The organism is Pseudoxanthomonas sp. JBR18, from assembly GCF_028198165.1.
Taxonomy (GTDB): Bacteria; Pseudomonadota; Gammaproteobacteria; order Xanthomonadales; family Xanthomonadaceae; genus Pseudoxanthomonas_A.
Genome location: NZ_CP116339.1, coordinates 429,909 through 449,938, shown reverse-complemented (window position 1 = coordinate 449,938; position 20,030 = coordinate 429,909). Strand labels below are relative to the sequence as shown.

The window sequence follows — 20,030 nt, the reverse complement described above, 5'->3', positions numbered from 1 at the left end:
CCATGAATGCAGTGATGAAACTCCCGGTCGACGCGGCCGAACTGACCGAAGAGCAGCAGGCCTTCCGCGAGGCCGCGCGCGACTTCGCCGACAAGGAATTCGCCCCGCACGCCGCGCGCTGGGATGCCGAATGCATCTTCCCGCGCGAGGCCATCGCCAAGGCTGGCGAACTGGGCTTCTGCGGGCTGTACTCGCCGGAGGACGTCGGCGGCCTGGGCCTGTCGCGGCTGGATGCGGCGGTGGTGTTCGAGGAACTGGCCAGCGTCGATCCCTCGACCGCGGCCTTCATCACCATCCACAACATGGCCACCTGGCTGATCGCCAGCCACGCCACGCCGGCCGTGCGCGAGGCTTGGTGCCCGGGGCTGGTCACCGGCGAGAAACTGGCTTCGTACTGCCTTACCGAACCCGGCGCGGGTTCGGATGCCGCTTCGCTCAAGACTCGCGCCGTGCGCGATGGCGATGATTACGTGCTCGACGGCGCCAAGGCCTTCATCTCCGGCGCCGGCGCCACCGACGTGCTGGTGGTGATGGCGCGCACTGGCGAGCCCGGCGCGCGCGGCATCAGCGCTTTCGTCGTGCCGGCCGATGCCAAGGGCATCACCTACGGCCGCAAGGAAGAGAAGATGGGCTGGAACAGCCAGCCCACGCGCGGGATCAGCTTTGAAGGCGTGCGCATCCCGGCGGCCAATCTGCTGGGCAAGGAAGGCGACGGCTTTCGCATGGCGATGAAGGCGCTGGACGGCGGCCGCATCAACATCGGCGCGTGCTCCCTGGGCGCCGCACAGGGCGCGCTGGACGCGGCGCGACGCTACCTGGGCGAACGCAGCCAGTTCGGCAAGAAGCTCGGCGAGTTCCAGGCGCTGCAGTTCAAGCTGGCCGACATGGCGACCGAACTGGTGGCCGCAAGGCAGATGGTGCACACCGCCGCGCGCAAGCTCGATGCCGGCGCTGCAGACGCCACGGTCTGGTGCGCGATGGCCAAGCGCTTCGCCACCGATGCGGGGTTCACGGTCTGCAACGACGCCCTGCAGCTGCATGGTGGATACGGCTATATCCGCGAGTACCCGGTCGAGCGCCTGCTGCGCGACTGCCGCGTGCATCAGATCCTGGAGGGCACCAACGAGATCATGCGGGTGATCATCTCGCGGCACCTGCTCAGCAGCGACGAGGCGCTGCGATGAGCTGGCGCACCGCATCGCACACCGGTCTGAAGGCCGAGGCCGACGGCCACGTCGCCATCGTCACCTTGTCCAATCCGCCGGCCAACACGTGGACCGTGCACAGCCTGGCCGCGCTGCGTGACCTGGTCGCCGCCCTCAACGCCGATCGCGAGATCTACGCGCTGGTCGTCACCGGCGAGGGCGAGAAGTTTTTCTCGGCCGGGGCGGACCTCAAGCAGTTCGCCAATGGCGACAAGGCCCATGCACGCGAAGCGGCGCGCCGCTTTGGCGAGGCCTTCGAAGCGCTGGCGGCCTTCCGCGGTGTGTCCATCGCCGCGATCAATGGCTACGCCATGGGCGGCGGTCTGGAATGCGCGCTGGCTTGTGATCTGCGCATCGCCGAGGACCATGCACAACTGGCCCTGCCCGAAGCGGCCGTCGGCCTGCTGCCGTGTGCGGGAGGCACACAGGCGCTGCCGCGGCTGGTCGGGGAAGGCTGGGCCAAGCGCATGATCCTGCTGGGCGAGCGTGTCGATGCGGCCACCGCGCTGCGTATCGGGCTGGTCGAGGACGTGGTGCCGAAGGGAGAGGGCTTGGCGCGTGCGCTCGCATGGGCGCATCGGGCGGGCAAACAAAGCCCGACCAGCGTGGCCGCGTGCAAGACGCTGGTGCAGGCCACGCGCAGCGGCAGCTTTGCCGCCGCATTGGTGGCCGAGCGCGAGGCCTTCGTCGACTTGTTCGATACCGCCGACCAGGTCGAAGGCGTGTCCGCTTTTTTGGAAAAGCGCGCGCCGCAATGGAGCAACGCATGAACATGGCGCAGACCCCGCTCGAAGTCCCGGTGCTGTTCGAAGAACGCACCGGCGTGGACGGCAAGCGCATCGGCATCGCCACGCTCAACGTCCCCAGGACGCTCAACGGCCTGTCGCTGGAGATGACGCGCCTGCTGGACGCGCGGCTGCGCGCCTGGGCCGACGATGCGGCCATCGCCTGCGTGGTGTTGCAGGGCGCGGGCGGCAAGGCGCTCTGCGCCGGTGGCGACCTGCATGGGCTGTATCGCAGCATGCGTGCGTATCGCGACAGCGGCAGCGACGACATCACCGCCAACACGTACGCGAGTGCGTTCTTCGAGGAGGAGTACCGCCTCGACTACTTGATCCATACCTATCCCAAGCCGCTGCTGTGTTGGGGCCATGGCATCGTGATGGGCGGCGGCATCGGCCTGATGTCGGGTGCCAGCCACCGCGTGGTCACCGAGCGCTCCAAGCTGGCGATGCCGGAGATCACCGTGGGTCTGTTTCCCGATGTCGGCGGAAGCTGGCTGCTGTCGCGCGTGCCGCGCGGCGCGGGACTGTTCCTGGCGCTCACCGGCGCACCGCTCAATGCCAGCGATGCCATCTATGCGGGCCTGGCCGATGTCTGTATCGAGAGCGGCCAGCATGACGCGCTACTGGAAGCGCTGGCGGCCCTGCCTTGGCGTGGTGAGGCGCAGGCCGATCGCGCCGCGCTGTCCGCCCTGCTCAAGGGCATGGCGATGAAGACCGCGGGCGGCCCGCTGCAGACGCACGCGGCCCTGATCGAAGGCCTTGTCGCGGGGCAGACGCTGGAAGCCGTCGTCGAGGCGATCAACGCCGCGCAGAGCGACGATGATCCGTGGCTGCAGACCGCGCAGGCTACGCTGGCCGCCGGTGCCCCGGGATCGGAGCGGCTGGCGTGGGAGCTGCAGCGCCGCGCGGCCTCGCTGTCGCTGGCCGACACCTTTCGCCTGGAATGCGTCGTCGCCCTGCATGTGGCCGCGCATGGCGACTTCGCCGAAGGCATCCGCGCGCTGCTGATCGACAAGGATCGCAAGCCGCGTTGGAAGCCGGCGACGCTGGCGCATGCCGATGCACGCTGGGCGGAGGCCTTCCTCGTTTCGCCTTGGCCGACCGATGCGCACCCGCTCGCCGACCTGGCTTGAACAGTCGGCGCGCCTTGGTTGCGCGGCAGGAGCTGTCGCAGGGAATCCACTGTAGAGCCGAGCTTGCTCGGCTGCAGCTCTCCCGGTGAAGCCCCAGCCGAGCAAGCTCGGCTCTACAACGGCCGGGAAAGCTCCAGCCGAGCGGGCTCGGCTCTACGACAATCGATAAGGCCATAGCCGAGCAAGCTCGCCGCTACAAAACATCACGTTCGACCGGGCACGCTCGGCGCGACACACCACCAATCACAACTGCCCTGGGAGGGCCGAACCATGAGTCATATCGCCTTTATCGGTCTGGGCAACATGGGCGGGCCGATGGCCGCCAACCTGGTCAAGGCCGGCCACGCGCTGCGCGTGTTCGACCTGGTGCCTGCTGCGCTGGAAGCCGCCGTGGCCGCCGGTGCGCACGCCGGGACCTCGGCCACCGACACCCTGGAAGGCGCCGAGGTGGTGATCTCGATGCTCCCGGCCAGCCGTCACGTCGAGGGCCTGTACCTGGGCGAGGACGGGATCCTCGACAAGATCCCCGCCGGCGCGCTGGTGATCGACTGCAGCACGATCGCGCCGGCCACCGCACGCACGGTGGGCCAGGCCGCCGCCGCGCGTGGGCTGGCGATGCTCGATGCCCCGGTCTCCGGCGGGACCGCCGGCGCGCAGGCCGGCACGCTGACCTTCATCGTCGGCGGCGAGGCCGATGCGCTGGCGCGCGCCCGAGACGTGCTGCAGGCCATGGGCAAGAACATCTTCCACGTCGGTGCCAGTGGCGCCGGCCAGGTCGCCAAGCTGTGCAACAACATGGCCCTGGGCGTGATCATGGCGGTGACCGGCGAGGCCATCGGCCTGGGCGTGGCCCATGGGCTGGACCCGAAGGTGCTCTCGCAGATGATGGCGGTCAGCACCGGGCGCAGTTGGGCCACCGAGGTGTGCAACCCCTGGCCGGGCGTGCTGGAGAATGCCCCGGCTTCGCGCGGCTACAGCGGCGGCTTTGGCAACGACCTGATGCTCAAGGACCTGGGCCTGGCCGTGGAGGCGGCGATGGGCGTGGGCGCGACCATCCCGCTGGGCGAACTGGCGCGCAACCTCTACGCCATGAACAAGCAGGCCGGGCGCGGCGGGCTGGACTTCTCCAGCGTGGTGCAGCTGGTCAGCGACAAGGCCGTCTGACGCGCCGCGCGCGCCTAGGGCTTGCAGGTTTCCTGCACGATGCGGCGGACCCGATCGTAGTCGGCCTTGCGGCTGGCCTGGTCCTGTGGCCGCGCATAGCGCCAGGCGACCTCGGCCTCGCCCAGGCGCTTTTTCCAGGCCGGACACAGTGCCTGGTCGGTCACCCGCGCGCACACGTCGTGGATGACCTCGCACGCCTTGCCGGAACCGGCAAACGCGTTGCCATCCAGGCCCACCGTCTTGAGCGGCGCGCAGCGTGACTGCGGTTCGGCCTGCTCGGTGAGGTAAGTCCCGCGGTCGTAGGTGGTGCACTTGAACAGAATCGGCGGGGGGAGCGCATCGGGCGCCGGCGCGCCGTCGTCATCGTTGCCGCTGCTGGAAGGACCACGCCCGGCAAGGGCGTCGGCCGCCGCATCGTCCTTGTGCAGGCTGGGATCCTCGATCAGGGTCATGCCATTGATGGTCTGGATGGTCTGCACCGGCGCATCGTCCGCGGCGGGCACGGCCGCGGAGGGCGACGCATCGGCCGGTGGCGGCACAGGACGGGCGCTGGCGACCGGGGCCGTGGGGCGTCCGGGCGAGGGCAGGGGCATGGCCGCCACGCCCTGGACGGCGCGCTTGTCGCTCTTGCTGCCGGCCGGGCAGGGGTTGTTCTGCACGGTCGTGGCGCCCTGGGGATCGGTGCAGCGGTAGATCACGGTCGCCGGCCCGCTAGGCGCAGGCGGCGCGGCGGGCGTGGGATCGTCCGCACTCAGGTGCAAGGGCGGTGGCGGCGTGCTGGGCACGGGTGCCGGATCTTTTGCCGGCGTGGCCTGCCTGGGTGTGGGCGCACTCAGCGCCGGAGGCAGGGGCTGGGTCGCGACATCCTTCACCTCGCGCTTGTCCTGCCGGCTGCCGTCCGGACACGGCGTGTTCTGGATGGTCAGCTCGCCCTTTGCGTCGGTGCACTTGTAGATCGTCGTCTGTGCAAACGCGCCGCCGGCGCACGACAGGCTGGCCAGCAGCAGGGTGGCCGTGGCCCAGGGCTTGAACAGCATCAGTCAGCTCCGCAATCGTTATCCAGGCGTGCGTCCAGCCCGCGTTGTTCCTTGTCCAGGGCGTGGCGCTCGCTCTGCAATGCACTGTGGTACGCGCGCTGGATCTCGTAGCGACGGTCGCGCAGGCGCGCGCAGACCTCGGCCTGCGGCAGCTGATGGCAGCTGTCGTGGATCCAGGTATTGCCGATCGGCACCAGGCCGCCGCGTGAGTGCCGGTCGCGATAGCCTAGCGACCACAGTGGCACCAGGCGCGGATTGCCGTCGCCGTTGTCGCTGGTGTAGGTCTCGCCTTCTTCGGTGGTGCATTCGTACATCGGGCGCGGCGGCGTGCGATAGACCACCACCTCGCGAGGCGGCGGCGGGGCAGGCGCCGCCGACGTCGGTGCCGGCGCGGTGGCGCCAGGTGGCGACGCAGGCGGATCGGTGGGGCGCGTCATCTCGATCACCTCCTGACGCTGCCCCGGCTTGCAGGGCGTGTCGCGCAGCGCCACCGCGCCGTCGGCGCCCTGGCAGCGATAGACCTTGACCTGATCGGCGAGGGCAGGCGCTGACGACAGCGCGCAAGCCAGGGCGAACGACAGGGGCAGGAGGAGGTGTTGCTTCATGCGCGCATCTTGCGCGCCGACGGGCAGAGGCGAAAGGGTCACCGTGCCGGGATTCAGGCCCGCAGCACGTGCCCAGTGACCGCGTCGCGGATGACACTGGGCCGGGTCAGGCCACCGGTCACGCCAGGCAGGACACCATCCAGGCGCGGCAACAGCTCGGGGTCCAGGTCTTCGAACGTCGTCACCGATGGGCGTCCGCTCAGGTTGGCGCTGGTGGAAACCAGGGGGCCGCCGAACGCGTCGCACAGCGCGATGACCAAGGGATGGTTGGTGACGCGGACGGCGATGCCGGCGTGGGCACCGGTCACCCAGGCCGGGGCCTGGGCCGAGGCCGGCACGATCCAGGTATTGGGACCCGGCCAGCTCGCCATGACCTCGGCGATGCGCGGCTGAGGCACCGTGCTCCAGTCCAGGACCGGGGCCAGTTGGGCAGCATCGCTGGCGATCAGGATCAGGCCCTTGTCGACCGGTCGCGCCTTGATCGCCAGCAGCTTGTCGACCGCCGCCTGCGACATCGGGTCGCAGCCCAGGCCCCAGACGCCCTCGGTCGGATAGGCCAGCACGCCGCCGTGGTGCAGCAGCGTGACGGCATCCTGGAGCGACAGGGTCGGGGCACTCACCGCATGGCCCCTTAGAACGGCGCCGGGCCTTGGGCGGCGTCCTTCTTGGAGACCGTCTTCTTGGCTGCGGTCTTCTTGGCGGCCGCCTTTTTCACCGTCTTCTTGGCGGCTTTCTTGGTCGCCTTCTTCGCCGCCGGCTTCTTCTCGGCCGAATCGGCCTTGGCGGTCGTCTTCTTGGCCGCAGTCTTTTTGGCGCCGAAACCCTTGCGCACCGGCTTGCCGGTCTCTTCCAGCAGCTTGACCACTTCGTCCAGGGTCAGCGAGGCCGGCTCGCGGTCCTTGGGGATCTTGCCGTTGAGCTTGCCGTCGGAGATGTACGGGCCGAAGCGGCCGTTGAGCACCTGGATGTCGCTGCCGTCGAATTCCTTGATGATCCGGTTGCGCGCGATCTCTTCCTTCTCTTCGATCAGGAACACCGCGCGGGCCAGGTCGATCGTGTAGGGGTCGTCTTCCTTCTTCAGCGAGGCATAGGTGCTGCCGCGCTTGGCGAACGGGCCGAAGCGGCCGATGCCCACGCTGACCGCCTCGCCCTTGTCCTCGCCCAACGCGCGCGGCATCAGGAACAGCTCCAGCGCCTGCTCCAGAGTGATGGTGTGCATCGACTGGCCTGGGCGCAGCGAGGCGAACTTGGGCTTCTCCTCGGCGTCCTCGGCGGTGCTGCCGATGGCTGCGTACGGCCCGAAACGGCCCAGGCGCACGCTGACCGGCTTGCCGGTCTTGGGATCGGTGCCCAGCTCGCGGGCGCCGGTGGCCTCGGAGCGGTCGACCGACTCCTTCTTTTCTTCCACCAGCTTGTTGAACGGGCCCCAGAACTTCTCCATCAGCGGGATCCAGTCCTCCTCGCCGCGGGACACCGCGTCCAGGTCGTCCTCCAACTTGGCGGTGAAGTCGTAGTCCACGTACTGGGTGAAGTGCCCGGACAGGAACTTGCTGACCGCACGCCCCACGTCGGAGGGGCGGAAGCTGCGGCCTTCCATCTCCACGTACTTGCGGAAGATCAGGGTCTGGATGATCGAAGCGTAGGTGGAGGGACGGCCGATGCCGTATTCCTCCAGCGCCTTGACCAGCGCCGCTTCGGTGAAGCGCGGCGGCGGCTGGGTGAAGTGCTGCTCGGCGTTGATCCGGTCGAGCGGGATGCGGTCGCCCGGCGCCATCTTGGGTAGCTTGCGGCCTTCGTCCTCGTCCTCGGCGCTCTTGGTGTCCTTGCCTTCCTCGTACACGGCCAAAAAGCCCGGGACCACCACGGTGGTGCCGCTGGCGCGGAAGGCGTGATCGGCGCCGGCGGCCAGCTCCACGCTGACGGTGTTGAGCGTGGCCGGAATCATCTGGCAGGCCACCGCGCGCTTCCAGATCAGTTCGTACAGGCGGCGCTCGTCGTCGGACAGGAACTTGCTCACCTGCGCCGGCGTGCGCAAGGCCGAGGTGGGACGCACGGCTTCGTGCGCCTCCTGGGCGTTCTTGGACTTGGTCTGGTAGGTGTTGGGCTTGTCCGGCAGCGAGGCGGTGCCGTAGTCGCGGGCGATGACGTCGCGGATCTCGTCCAGCGCGTCCTGCGACAGGTTCACCGAGTCGGTACGCATGTAGCTGATCAGGCCGACCGTGCCCTCGTCGCCGATGGCCACGCCTTCGTACAGCTTCTGCGCGACCTGCATGGTCTTGCGCGTGGTGAAGCCGAGCTTGCGCGAGGCTTCCTGCTGCAGGGTGGAGGTGGTGAACGGCGGGGCCGGGCGGCGCTTGCGTTCCTTGCTGGCGACGTCGGTGACGTGCAGCGCGCCCTGCGCGGCCTGCTGGATGCGCAGGCGCGCGGCCTCGGCGGTGTCGCCATCGGTGACGGTGAACTGCTCGAACTTCTGCCCGTCCAGCTTCACCAGCTTGGCGCTGAAGTGCTGCGCCGGATGCGCGCACTCGGCGGCGATGGACCAGTATTCGCGGGCGATGAAGGCTTCGATCTCCTCCTCGCGCTCGACGATCATGCGCAGGGCCGGGCTCTGCACGCGGCCGGCGGACAGGCCGCGCTGGACCTTGCGCCACAGCACCGGCGAGAGATTGAAGCCCACCAGGTAATCCAGCGCGCGGCGCGCCTGCTGCGCATCGACCAGGTCGCCGGCAATGCTGCGCGGCTTGGTCATGGCCTCCTTGATCGCGCGCGGCGTGATCTCGGTGAACACCACCCGGTGCATGGGCTTGTCACCGACCAGGTTGCGCTCTTTCAGGATCTCGGCGATGTGCCAGCTGATCGCCTCGCCCTCGCGGTCCGGGTCGGTGGCCAGGAAGATGTCGTCGGCGGACTTGGCGGCCTTGGCGATGGCGTCGACGTGTTTCTCGTTCTTCTCGATCAGGTCGTAGCGCATGGCGAACCCGTTGTCCGGGTCGACGGCGCCTTCCTTGGGGACCAGATCACGCACGTGCCCGTACGAGGCCAGGACGGTGAAGTCCTTGCCGAGGTATTTGTTGATCGTCTTGGCCTTGGCCGGGGACTCGACGATGAGCAGGTGCTTGGGCATCAGTGGGGTTCGATTCAGTACGGGCCGCGCGGGGCGGCGAGTGTGCGCCAGATTGGTGAGGGGAAGAAGGCGACGCCCGGTCCTTGCGGCGCCGGGCGTTCAGCTTCGTTCTATTTATAGTGGAATCACGGCCGTGGTCCGCCTGTCAAGCCGGCCGGTCGCCCGGGATGCGTCAGTGGTTGCTCATGGCGCCCGCGATTCCGGCGAAGACGATGATGGCCGCGTAGCCCAGGACGGCCAGCGCGGCCAGGACCAGCATGGCGATGGTCACCCCGCCCAGTTCGCGGCGCTGACGCTCCGGATGCGCGGTAAAGGCCCAGCGATCCACCACCAGGGTGTCGCACATCATGTCGTGGACGCCCTGCTTGCGCTCGGTGACCCCGGCCATGACCGCCGAGGCGATCAGGGTGATGTTGCAGGTCACCGCGCCCAGTAAGAACAGGGCGGCGAAGCGGCCCAGGCTGCGCAGGATGGACAGGCGCTCGCCGTTGGCTCGGACCACCTTGATCCCCACGGCCATCTTGCCCAGCGTGGCCTGGCTGCCGGAGGCGTGCATCAGGGTGTAGTAGGCCCCCTGCACGACGAACGGCACCAGGTAGAACAGCAGCACGAAGGTCACGCCCATCGCCCCGCCCATCGGCGAGCGGCCCCGCTCCAGGTCGGAGAACAGGCTGCCGCCCACGCCCATGATCAGCACGACGACGAAGAGCACGACCAGCATCGCCGCGCCGATGATCAGGCCATCGAGCGTGGAGGCAGCCAGGCGCTTGAGGAAGCCGGCATACACGATCTCTCCCCCGGCCACGGGGGCCGCCTGCATGCTGAGCGCGGACGCCGGCGCCGCGTACGGGGAGGCCTCGGCGGCGGGAGCGGAGCTCCAGGCGTCGGGTAGTGGGCGCTGGCTCGCCTGCGGTGCCGTGTCGGCCAGCAGGCCCAGTTCGCCGGCCAGTTCGCTTAGCGGCTGCCAGTGGGCGAGGCCGTCGCGCCAGACCAGCGCATCCAGGCCCACGCGGCCATCGCGGAAGGCTTGCGTCAGCTCGGGCGCGCTCATGGGCCCGTGACGCTGGCGGTCACGGTCTGCGTAGTACCAGTTGGACATCGTTTCCCCGTGGTTCTCGGAATTTCCCCGAGCGCGACCTTAACCGACCGGCGCCGGCAGGCCTAGACCAAGCCGGGGTCTAGGTGGAATCGGTGCACCCGCGCGTACTGGCGTTGTAGGCCGAATGCGGCGTGGGGCGTACGCGCGCCAGGCCCATGTCCGCGGGGCACGCAGGCTATGGGGAACCGGCAGCCGCCGATCCGCTGGAACGGCATTGGCGGGGCAGCACCTTGTCGGGCAGCTCCGAGCTGCACGTCCACGTCTCGCCAGCGCGTTCCAGCCAGATCCGCTTGCCGTCCAGTTTTTTCTGCTCGGGCCGATGCAGGACCAGCTCCATCCCGCAGGCGCCCGTCTCGAAGCGGCCGATGGTGATGCTGGACAGGGACGCGCCGGCGTAGTCGGTGGCTGCGCGCAGGGGCGGCTGGCCGTTCTCGGGGCACTGCCCGCTGGGCGTGTGCGCGATGGCGGTCTGAACCTGGGCCTGGATCGGGGCGGCTTCGAGCAGCGCCTGGGCCACCGCGGCACGGTTCACATAATCCTGATAGACGGGGACGGCGATCGCAGCCAGGATCGCCAGGACCGGCACCACGCAGGCAGCGGCGATGATCGCCGCGATCGCGCAGCCGGACAGGCCGCGACGTGCCTTGCTTGGTGCGACCGGGGCGGGGGCGCCAGGAAGCGGCGGTGGCTCAGGCAACTGCGCCGGCGCTAGGCGCGGGCCGAGCGCCGACCGCAAGGTGGACAGAGGTTGCCAGTGGGCCAACGCCTTGTGCCACAAAAGGCTGTCATCGCTCAGTACGCCTGCCTGGACTAGGCGCACGACTTCATCCGCAGACACCGGACCCTCGGCCCGTCCATCCCGTTGGTAATGCCATTGGGCCACGCGACGCCCCCTGTCTGCTTGCGCTGTCGGCGCGCATGGGCCGCCGGCAGCCTTCCTTGTGGCCTAGTGCACCGGCTCCGGTTCGTCGGCGAACATCTGCGTTTCCATCCAGGCGTAGGCCGCCTCGGAGCCTGGCTGGTTGAACAGCACCATCAGGACCACCCATTTCAGGTCGTCCAGGTCCAGTTCGTCCTGATCCAGGGCCATGGCCCGATCCAGCACCAGCTCGCGCTGGTCACTGTCCAGGATGCCGTGCTGCTCGAGGAACATCAGGAAGCCGCGGCCCTCCACGTCGAGCTTTTCCAGCTCGGGGCCGTAGAACACCCGGGTCGGCCCGTCGACACGCGGCTCGGTGCTGGCCGGCCGCTGTTCGGCCAGCGCATCGAGCCAGTCGAAGGCCTTGTTGATCTCGGTGGGGCTGAAGCCGGCCTGGATCAGGCCGTTCTGAAGGGAGTCGCGGTCGCGGACCGGGTCGGCGTCTTCGGTGAAATAGTGTTCAAACAGATACAGCAGGACGTCCAGGATGCTCTCTTTCATTGCCCTCGGCCTGTGCTTCCAAAGCACTGTGGAGGTGGGAAAACTACGATCTGCGTGAGTAGCGCCCGTGTTCGACCGCTACCTGCCCATCCAGTTCCATGACCAGCAGCATGGAGGACAGTGTGGCGGCCGTCAATCCAGTTCGCTCGACCAGCGCATCCATACCGGTTGGGTCGTGGCCCAGTGCGTTCCACAAGCTCTGGTAGTCAGGGTCCTGTGGTGCCCTGGGCTGAACGGCCCCCTTGCGGGGGCCGTGTGCCACCGGCATTTGGCTCTCATGCAAGCCTTGGGCCAGCTGTCCGAGCAGGGGCGCCAGAGCGGCGATCACCTCTTCGGGATCCTCGACCAGCAGGGCGCCGTCACGGATGAGGCGGTGACAGCCGCGGGCCATGGGGTTGTCGATCGAACCAGGCAGGGCGAAGACCTCGCGACCGGCCTCGGCCGCAAGCCGCGCGGTGATCAGGGCGCCGGAGCGTTCGGCCGCCTCGATCACCAGCGTGCCTAACGCCAGTCCCGCCAACACGCGGTTGCGACTGGGGAAATGCGGTGCGCGGGCCTGGGTGCCCGGTGGGAATTCACTGGCGACCGCGCCGGCCTGGATCAGGCGCTTGCGCAGAGGGGCATGCCGGGCCGGATAGGCCAGGTCCGTGCCGGTCCCGACGATGGCCACGGTCCTGCCGTTGGCGGCCAGCGCCGCCTGGTGCGCGGCCGCGTCCACGCCTGCGGCCATGCCGCTCATGACAGTGAAGCCCGCCGCGGCCAGCGCCTGGGCGAAACGGCGCGCGTGGTCGGCGCCGCCGGCCGTGGGCTGACGGCTGCCGACCACGGCCACCCCGGGATGGCACAGCAGGCTGGCATCGCCTTCGACGAACAGTGCCAGCGGGGGCGAGGCGATCTGTCGCAGCAGCGACGGATAATCGGCGTGGCGCCAGTGCAGCAGCGTATGCCCGGGCGCTTCCAGCCAGTGGGCGCATCGCGCCAGCGCAGCCTCGTTCGGAGCCTTGAGGCGTTCGCATCGGCGTTCGTCCAAGCCAGCCGCGCGCCAGGCGCCGACGCCTGCGGCCAGGGCGGTGGCGGCGCTGGGGTGCGTGTCCAAGAGTCGCCGTCTCGGGGCGGTCGCGCCTCCGGCCAGGATCAGAAGCAGCAGGGCGTGAAGTTCCTCGTCCATGGCGCCAGCGTGGCGTCCAGACGAGGACGGCGCCCTCAGGCGCCGTCCTCGATCCGCGTAGGAAAACTCCGCTCAGTTCAGGCTGGCGGTCGCCGTGGTCGGCTGGCCGGCGTCCGGATCACGCAGGAAGTAGCCCACGCGCGACGGCGCCGAGCCTTCCATGATCAAGCCGTAGCTGACCTTGTCGAAGGTGCGGAAGATCATCACGTGCGCGGCGTACTGGTCGGGCAACTTGTTGCGGCCCTGGCCGGATTGCTTGGTCTCGGCGATGCGCGAGGTGTTGCCCTTGAAGGGGTCCAGCTTGTAGCTGCCCGGGCGCCACACCGACAGCACGGTGCCGTTGTCCAGGCCCTCGCGGGCGCCGCCGGACAGGGCCACCACGTCATGTGCACCGCCGTAGGACATCGTATCGGCCACGGACATGATGCGCACCTTGCCGTCTTCCAGCGCGGTCTTGGGCGGATGCGGGAAGAATTGCAGGTCATAAGGCTGGGCCTGGACCGGCAGGATCCGGTCGCCGGCGCGGACTTCCCGGCCGTTGCCTTCCAGCTTGATCGTGGCGGTCTCGCCGTCAGCGTCCACCGCGGTGACGGTGCCCACGCTCATCTGCTCCAGTTCGTAACCCAGGAAGTCGCTGTGCTCGTTGGGAACCTCGACCTGCTTCCACAGGCTGCCTTCGCCCTTGATGTAGTCGCCCTTCCTGTCCAGGTCGTAGCTGGGCTTGGGTTCGTCGTAGAGCTTGGTCGGGCGCACCACCGCATAGCGCTGGCCCACCTGGGCCGCGTCCAGGCCGACCACGTAGACGTCCTGGTCGCCGAAGGCACGCAGGCGGTCGTCCTGCAGGCCGGCCACGTAGGGCAGGTCCTCAAAATCGTCGACCACGCGCATGTTGCGCAGGAACGGCTCGATATCCGACAGCGGCAGGCCGTTGATCGGTGCGTCCTGGCGCGGGCCGGGCTGCACGCTCGCCACCCGGTCCAGATACGCCAGCGAGATCACATCGCCCGGATAGATCAGGTGCGGATTGGCGATCTGCGGGTTGGCCTGCCAGATCTCCGGCCACAGCCAGGGCTTCTTCAGGAAGCGCGCGGAGATGTCCCACAGGGTGTCGCCCTTCTTCACCACATAGGTGTCAGGGTGGTCGCCGACCATTTCCTGCGCGGTCGCGTAGGCGGCAAGGGTCAGGAACGCGACAGCCGCAGCTGTACGAAAGTGTTTGAACATGGCGGTATGTACCTGATTCCCCAACAGGCGGTCGGCACTATAGTCCAGAAATCACAGGCCGGCGCAAGCGCTGCGTCGGCAGGCGCTGCGCTAGAATGACCCATGACTTGCCAGAACCACGCTGGCGCCCCATGTAGGTCCCACCATGGCACAGCTCCCCATCCTTGAATTTCCCGACCCCCGCCTGCGCACGCGCGCGGTGCCGGTCACGCCCGAAGAGGTCGGTACCCCGGCCTTCCAGACGCTGCTCGACGACATGTTCGAGACCATGTACGACGCCCCGGGCATCGGCCTGGCCGCCAGCCAGGTGGATGTCCACAAGCGCTTCATGGTGATCGACGTGAGCGAGGAAAAGGGCGACCCGCGGGTGTTCATCAACCCCGAAATCGTCGACAAGGCCGGCGAACAGGTCTATCAGGAAGGCTGCCTGTCCGTCCCGGGCATCTTCGCCGATGTCACCCGCGCCGATGAGATCACCGTCCGCTTCCTGGATCGCACGGGGACCGCGCAGGAGTTGCACGTCGACGGCCTGCTGGCGGTGTGCATCCAGCACGAGATGGACCACTTGGACGGCAAGCTCTTCGTCGATTACCTGTCCCCGCTCAAGCGCGAGATGGTCAAGAAGAAGCTGGCCAAGGCGCGCCGCAACGCCGCTTGAGGTGAGTCTGCCGGGCGTCCGCGAGGGAGCTCGGCTTGACGCTCCGCGCAGGCGGGGCGCTTTTGTATTTCTGGATCAGGGCCGTCACCCATGAAAATCGTCTTCGCCGGCACGCCGGACTTCGCCGTGCCGTCGCTGCGTGCGGCCGCCCGCCACAATGAAGTGATCGCGGTCTACACCCAGCCTGATCGCCCCGCCGGGCGCGGTCGCGGGCTGGCGGCCTCGCCGGTCAAGCTGGAGGCGGTCAAGCGCGGCATCCCGGTGCTGCAGCCGGAGACGCTGAAGCATCCGGATAGCCAGGCGGCACTGCGGCAGATGGCCCCGGACATCATGATCGTGGTCGCCTATGGGTTGATCCTGCCCCGTGCGGTGCTGGAGATTCCCCGCTTCGGCTGCTGGAACGTGCATGCCTCGCTGCTGCCGCGTTGGCGCGGCGCCGCGCCGATCCAGCGCGCGATCGAGGCCGGCGATGCCGAAAGCGGCGTGTGTCTGATGCAGATGGAGGCCGGACTGGACACCGGGCCGGTGCTCCTGCGCCAGGTCACGCCGATCGCCGACACCGACACCGGTGGCCAGCTGCATGACCGACTGGCCGAGTTGGGCGCACAGGTGCTGGCCGACGGCCTGGGCCTGCTGCGCGCCGGCATGCGACCGGTGCCGACCCCGCAGCCGGCAGGCGGGGTGACCTACGCCCACAAGCTGGACAAGGCCGAGGCGCGGCTGGACTGGCAGCAGCCGGCCGAGGTGCTGGCGCGCAAGGTCCGGGCCTTCGTGCCCTGGCCGATCGCCGAAGGCGTCGTGGCCGGTGAGCGCCTGCGCATCCATGGCGCCGTGGCGCTGGAGCTGCGTCATCAGGCCGCCCCGGGGACCTTGCTGATGGCATCCAAGCAAGGCCTGGACATTGCTTGCGGGCAGGGCGCGCTACGCCTGCGGACCGTCCAGCGCGAGGGCGGCAAGGCCATTACTGCCGCCGATTATCTCAACGCACGACGCGACCTGATCAGCGCATGAGCACCCAGGCCGGCGTCGTGGTGCGGGTGATGGCGGCCCGCGTGCTGGATGCCGTCCTGCACCGCGGCCGCTCGCTCAAGGCGGAGCTGGCGACATCGCTGCCCCGGCTGGAGGACACCCGCGATCGCGCCTTGCTGGAGGCGATCTGCTTCGCCGCGCTGCGCGGGCGGGCAGGGTACGACGCGGCACTGGCCGCCTGGATGCCACGTCCGCTGCAGGCGCGCGACAACGAACTGCGCGCGCTGCTGCTGGCGGGCATGGCCCAGTTGGATTCCCTGGGCCTGCCGGCCCATGCCGCCCTGTCGGCCACGGTCGAGGCGGCACGGACCCTGGGCCGCCCGCACCAGGCGGGGATGGTCAACGCGCTGCTGCGCAGAACCCAGCGCGAGGGCGTCCCGCAGGTTGATGCCTCGGCCGCCTGGCCACGCTGGCTGGCGCAGCAGGTTCGGGCCGACTGGCCGGGTCACGCGGACGGGATCTTTGCGGCCAGTGCCCAGGCCGCACCGCTGTGGCTGCGCGCCAACCGGCGCCTGGCGGACCGGGATGCCAGGCGCGCCACGCTCGCCGAGGCGGGGTTCGAGACCGAGATCTTTGAGACTCTGCCCGATGCGCTACGCCTGCCCGGGTCGGTGGCCGTGGCGGGCCTGCCCGGCTTCGCCGACGGCGCACTGTCGGTTCAGGACGGCTCGGCGCAGCAGGTGGCGGATCTGTTCACCCTGGAGGACCAGGCCCGGGTCCTGGATGCCTGCGCCGCGCCCGGTGGCAAGGCCGCGCACCTGCTGGAGCGCCAGCCTGGGCTGCGGCTGACCGCACTGGACGTCGATGCCCGGCGCCTGCGCCGCGTGGCCCAGACGCTCGAACGCGTCGGCGTGCAGGCGGACCTGAAGGTGGCGGACGCCAGCGTGCCGGACGCGTGGTGGGACGGAGTGCCCTTCGATGCGGTGCTGCTGGACGCGCCGTGTTCGGCCACCGGTATCGTGCGTCGCCAGCCCGACGTGCTGCTGCATCGCCGAGACACCGATATCGTCGCGCTCACGGCGCTGCAGGCCCGGCTGCTCGAGGCGGCCTGGCAGGTGCTGGCCCCGGGCGGGACGCTGGTCTACTCCACCTGTTCGCTGCTGGCCGCCGAGAACGCCGACCAGGTCGATGCCTTCTTGCAGCGGCATGCCGAGGCCGTGGTGGACGATCCGGGCGCGGCGTTCGGCCATGCCTGTGGCCAGCAGGCCGCCTTCCGCCAGCGTCTGACCGGCGAAGCGGGAATGGATGGCTTTTTCTACGCTCGCCTGCGCAAGGCCAGCGCGCCACCTGCTTGAAGCCATCAGGCGCCAACGCCCTTCCGACAGCCCCCGTTTATCATTCCGCGCCATGCGTCAGATGACCTTCGCCAAGACCCGTTCCCTCGACACCTGGCTGCTCTTCATCACCGCCCTGCTGGTCATCGGCGCCGGCATCGGCCTGCGCGATCCGTGGCCGGCCGACGAGCCGCGTTTTGCGCTGGTCGCCAAGCAGATGGTGGAAAGCGGTAACTGGCTGTTCCCGCATCGCGGCGTGGAGCTGTATCCGGACAAGCCGCCGATGCTGATGTGGCTGGAAGGGCTGTTCTTCCTGATCACGGGCAACTGGCGGGTTGCGTTCCTGATGCCCTCGCTGATCGCCACGATGGGCGCGATCTGGTGCGTGAAGGACCTGGGCCAGCGGCTGTGGACGCGCAAGGTCGGCCTCTACGCGGGCTGGGCGCTGCTGTTCGCCTTCCAGTTCACCTACCAGGCCAAGCGCGCGCAGATCGATGCGTTGGTGCTGGGCATGATCACCCTGGCCAACTACGGCTTGCTGCGGCACCTGCTGAAGGGCCCGGACTGGAAGATGTGGGTGCTGGGCTGGTTCTTCGCCGGTCTGGGCACGATCACCAAGGGCGTGGGTTTCCTGGCGCTGCTCAGCATCGTCCCGGCGGCGGTGGCCTCGGTTCGCGGCTGGCCGGACGTCAAGGTGGGCGCGGGCGACCGCCGCTTCTGGCTGGGGCCGCTGGCGTTCCTGGTCGCCGTGTCGGTCTGGCTGGTGCCCATGGTCTCCACGGTGCTGTTGTCCGGTGATCCCGAGCACCGCGCCTATCTCAACGACATCTTGTTCCGCCAGACCGCCAAGCGCTATGCCAATTCCTGGGACCACCCGCAGCCGGTGTGGTACTTCCTGGAAGTCATGTTCATGTGGGCGCCGACGATCCTGGCGCTGCCGTGGGCGATCCGGCCCTGGGCGCGGCGCCTGCGCCTGCGGCACGATCCGCGCTACCTGGTGCCGATTGCGTGGTGGTTGATCGTGCTGGTGTTCTTTTCCATTCCGCACGGCAAGCGCGACGTCTACATCATGCCGGCCCTGCCCATGGTCTGTCTGGCGCTAGCGCCCTTGCTGCCGGGCTTGCTGCGCAAGCCGGGTCCACAATGGCTTGCCCGTGGATTCGCCCTGGTGCTGGCCCTGGCCACGCTGGGCATGGGTATTGCCATGCTGACCGGCGACCCCTCCTTCGAGCGCAAGCTGCATACCGATCGCGGCATGAGCGAGGTGGTCACCGCGACCCTGGCCTACGTGCTGGTGGCCATGGGTACCTGGGGCATGGGCAGCGTGCTGATGTTCCGGCGTCGACCGGTGGTGGGGTTGTTGTCCACCCTGGGCGCGATCTGGGTGCTGTATGGCATCGCCCTGGCACCCTTGGTCAACGACTCCAGTTCGGCGCGGGGGGTGATGATGGCCACCGCCCGCCGGATCGGTCCGGATGCCGAACTCGGCCTGGTGGCCTGGAAGGAGCAGAACCTGCTCATGACCCAGTCCAGGACGACCAATTTCGGCTTCCGGATGCCGTGGAAGGAGCAGTTGCGGCTCGGCCTGGCCTGGCAGGCGGAGAAACCGACCACGCGCTGGCTGCTGATCCAGGACGTGTCGCTCCCGGCCTGTGTCGACCGTGCCTTGGCTGACGATATCGGCGACTCCAATCGTCGGGGTTGGTGGCTGGTGCCGATGACGGCGCGGGTACACTGCCCGGCTTCGCCTGAGATACCCTTCGACGACGCCGCGCGCGCTGCGCGGATCGAAGCGGGCGATGAGTGAGCGCGCGTTCGGGCTTGATCGCGTAGAACGAGGCGATGCGGGCACGTCCTGACCGAGCGTTGTGGTTCGACCAGCCGTTTCCCGATGGCTTGCGCCTGCGCGCCGCGCGCGGGCTGTACGCGCTTGCCTTGTTCCTGATGCCCGCCTGTCTGATTGCCACGCCCTGGGGCCTGACGCCTGCAGCCTGCTGCACCCTGGCGGCGGTCTTGCTGGCGCCAGACCGGCTGTGGGCCGCGCGCCGCGCCGCCGGCTGGCCGGTGCTGGGCATGCTCTTGGTGGCGCTTTGCGTCGTTGGCGTCGTGAGCTTTTCCGTCCTGGTGCATCAAGACACCTGGAGCGAAGCCGGCACTCGGGGACGGGTGCTGGTGATCCCCTTGGCCAGTCTGCTGGTCCTGGGCCTGTCGCCCCCACGCGCGGCGCTCTGGAGCGGCGCGGTGATCGGACTGATCGGCGCCTGTGTCGTCGCGTTGGTCCAGACCTTACACGGCCTGGACCGGGCCGATGGCTGGAACAACGCGATCACCTTCGGCGACATGGCGGTGCTGCTGCTGGTGCTGGTCGTGTTCCTGCGTCCTTCGGGGCGGTTTGTCTTGACCGTGGTGGCGACCGCCGCAGGCCTGGTGGCGATCGGACTGAGCGGAACGCGCGGGGCCTGGCCTGCGGCGGCCCTGGTGGTGGCCATCGCCCTGTTTGCCCGCGGCAGCGGCGGCGGAGCGCACCGGCTCGAGGCCTGGGTGCTGGCCGTGCTGGCGCTGGCCGCAGTGGCTGCGGTGTCACCCCAGGTGCAGCAGCGTGTCGATTCACTCCAGATCGACATGCTGCGCTATGCGTCCGGTGATTCGGATACCTCCGCCGGAGCGCGTCTGCAATTGATGGGCCTGGCTGGCGACGAGCTCGAAGCCGATCCCTGGGTGGGCGTGGGCGTGGGCCGCTTCGAGCGGGTGCTGGCCGCGGCACCGGCCTGCCAGGTCGCCGTGCCGGATGCCTGGTGCCAACTGGGGCATGCGCACAGCGATTTCCCCGAGTGGGGCGCGACGATGGGCATTCCGGGTCTGGTGGCACTGGCCCTGTTGTACGGGGTGCCGGCGTGGTTGTTCCTCCGGCGCCTGAACGTCAGGCCGTTTCCGCGGCGCTCGCGCAGTGCGGCACTGGCGGGACTGGTGGTGGTGGTCAGCTTCGTGCTGTGCGGGCTGAGCCAGTCGATGTGGGCGCACCAACTCAGTGGCGGAACCTATCTGACCCTGGTGGGGATCCTGCTGGGCTTCAGCCTGCGCGAGGATCCGCGCAAGGCCTGAGAC

At 68.9% G+C, this 20,030-nt stretch carries 18 protein-coding genes; 9 read left to right on the top strand and 9 right to left on the bottom strand.

Annotation, left to right across the window (positions count from 1 at the left end):
- Positions 1 to 2 precede the first annotated feature (2 nt).
- From PJ250_RS02215 to mmsB, 4 genes are all read left to right on the top strand, one after another.
- On the top strand, positions 3 to 1,184 hold the full coding sequence (locus PJ250_RS02215; protein WP_271646933.1) for an acyl-CoA dehydrogenase family protein: 1,182 nt from the start codon (positions 3 to 5) through the stop codon (positions 1,182 to 1,184).
- Positions 1,181 to 1,975 carry an enoyl-CoA hydratase gene (locus PJ250_RS02210; RefSeq protein WP_271646931.1) on the top strand — a complete coding sequence of 265 codons (795 nt, stop codon included), beginning with the start codon at positions 1,181 to 1,183 and terminating at the stop codon, positions 1,973 to 1,975. Before PJ250_RS02215 ends, PJ250_RS02210 begins: the two co-directional genes overlap by 4 nt.
- On the top strand, positions 1,972 to 3,123 hold the full coding sequence (locus tag PJ250_RS02205) for an enoyl-CoA hydratase/isomerase family protein (RefSeq protein ID WP_271646930.1): 1,152 nt from the start codon (positions 1,972 to 1,974) through the stop codon (positions 3,121 to 3,123). Before PJ250_RS02210 ends, PJ250_RS02205 begins: the two co-directional genes overlap by 4 nt.
- A gap of 270 nt (positions 3,124 to 3,393) precedes the next feature.
- Positions 3,394 to 4,287, top strand: coding sequence for a 3-hydroxyisobutyrate dehydrogenase (gene mmsB, locus PJ250_RS02200; RefSeq protein WP_271646928.1), 894 nt, complete (start codon positions 3,394 to 3,396; stop codon positions 4,285 to 4,287).
- A 14-nt stretch (positions 4,288 to 4,301) separates the two neighbouring features.
- Here the strand turns inward: mmsB and PJ250_RS02195 are convergent, their stop codons facing one another.
- The 9 genes from PJ250_RS02195 to PJ250_RS02155 form a co-directional block, all read right to left on the bottom strand.
- Positions 4,302 to 5,324, bottom strand: a complete 1,023-nt coding sequence (locus tag PJ250_RS02195) for a DUF4124 domain-containing protein (protein WP_271646927.1) — start codon at positions 5,322 to 5,324, stop codon at positions 4,302 to 4,304.
- Entirely contained in the window at positions 5,324 to 5,929 is a 606-nt protein-coding gene (locus PJ250_RS02190) for a DUF4124 domain-containing protein (protein WP_271646926.1), read from the bottom strand. Before PJ250_RS02190 ends, PJ250_RS02195 begins: the two co-directional genes overlap by 1 nt.
- A gap of 53 nt (positions 5,930 to 5,982) precedes the next feature.
- Entirely contained in the window at positions 5,983 to 6,549 is a 567-nt protein-coding gene (locus PJ250_RS02185) for an L-threonylcarbamoyladenylate synthase type 1 TsaC (RefSeq protein ID WP_271646925.1), read from the bottom strand.
- A gap of 11 nt (positions 6,550 to 6,560) precedes the next feature.
- Entirely contained in the window at positions 6,561 to 9,053 is a 2,493-nt protein-coding gene (locus PJ250_RS02180) for a DNA topoisomerase I (RefSeq protein ID WP_271646924.1), read from the bottom strand.
- A gap of 172 nt (positions 9,054 to 9,225) precedes the next feature.
- Positions 9,226 to 10,152 carry an RDD family protein gene (locus PJ250_RS02175; protein ID WP_271646923.1) on the bottom strand — a complete coding sequence of 309 codons (927 nt, stop codon included), beginning with the start codon at positions 10,150 to 10,152 and terminating at the stop codon, positions 9,226 to 9,228.
- 175 nt (positions 10,153 to 10,327) lie between these two features.
- Positions 10,328 to 10,741 carry a pilin gene (locus PJ250_RS02170; RefSeq protein ID WP_271646922.1) on the bottom strand — a complete coding sequence of 138 codons (414 nt, stop codon included), beginning with the start codon at positions 10,739 to 10,741 and terminating at the stop codon, positions 10,328 to 10,330.
- A gap of 357 nt (positions 10,742 to 11,098) precedes the next feature.
- Entirely contained in the window at positions 11,099 to 11,572 is a 474-nt protein-coding gene (locus tag PJ250_RS02165; protein ID WP_271646921.1) for a DUF494 family protein, read from the bottom strand.
- Positions 11,573 to 11,615: 43 nt separating this feature from the next.
- Positions 11,616 to 12,740 carry a DNA-processing protein DprA gene (gene dprA / locus PJ250_RS02160; RefSeq protein ID WP_271646920.1) on the bottom strand — a complete coding sequence of 375 codons (1,125 nt, stop codon included), beginning with the start codon at positions 12,738 to 12,740 and terminating at the stop codon, positions 11,616 to 11,618.
- A gap of 72 nt (positions 12,741 to 12,812) precedes the next feature.
- Positions 12,813 to 13,964 carry a LysM peptidoglycan-binding domain-containing protein gene (locus PJ250_RS02155; protein WP_271646919.1) on the bottom strand — a complete coding sequence of 384 codons (1,152 nt, stop codon included), beginning with the start codon at positions 13,962 to 13,964 and terminating at the stop codon, positions 12,813 to 12,815.
- A gap of 145 nt (positions 13,965 to 14,109) precedes the next feature.
- Here PJ250_RS02155 and def point away from each other — a divergent pair, with 145 nt between their 5' ends.
- The 5 genes from def (at position 14,110) to PJ250_RS02130 (ending at position 20,027) form a co-directional block, all read left to right on the top strand.
- Positions 14,110 to 14,622, top strand: coding sequence for a peptide deformylase (gene def, locus PJ250_RS02150; protein WP_271646918.1), 513 nt, complete (start codon positions 14,110 to 14,112; stop codon positions 14,620 to 14,622).
- Positions 14,623 to 14,712: 90 nt separating this feature from the next.
- Complete coding sequence (gene fmt / locus PJ250_RS02145; protein WP_271646917.1) at positions 14,713 to 15,633, top strand: methionyl-tRNA formyltransferase; 921 nt, start codon at positions 14,713 to 14,715, stop codon at positions 15,631 to 15,633.
- Complete coding sequence (gene rsmB, locus PJ250_RS02140) at positions 15,630 to 16,946, top strand: 16S rRNA (cytosine(967)-C(5))-methyltransferase RsmB (protein ID WP_271646916.1); 1,317 nt, start codon at positions 15,630 to 15,632, stop codon at positions 16,944 to 16,946. Before fmt ends, rsmB begins: the two co-directional genes overlap by 4 nt.
- A gap of 52 nt (positions 16,947 to 16,998) precedes the next feature.
- Positions 16,999 to 18,732, top strand: coding sequence for an ArnT family glycosyltransferase (locus tag PJ250_RS02135; protein WP_271646915.1), 1,734 nt, complete (start codon positions 16,999 to 17,001; stop codon positions 18,730 to 18,732).
- A gap of 35 nt (positions 18,733 to 18,767) precedes the next feature.
- On the top strand, positions 18,768 to 20,027 hold the full coding sequence (locus tag PJ250_RS02130; RefSeq protein WP_271646914.1) for an O-antigen ligase family protein: 1,260 nt from the start codon (positions 18,768 to 18,770) through the stop codon (positions 20,025 to 20,027).
- The last annotated feature ends 3 nt before the right edge of the window (positions 20,028 to 20,030 follow it).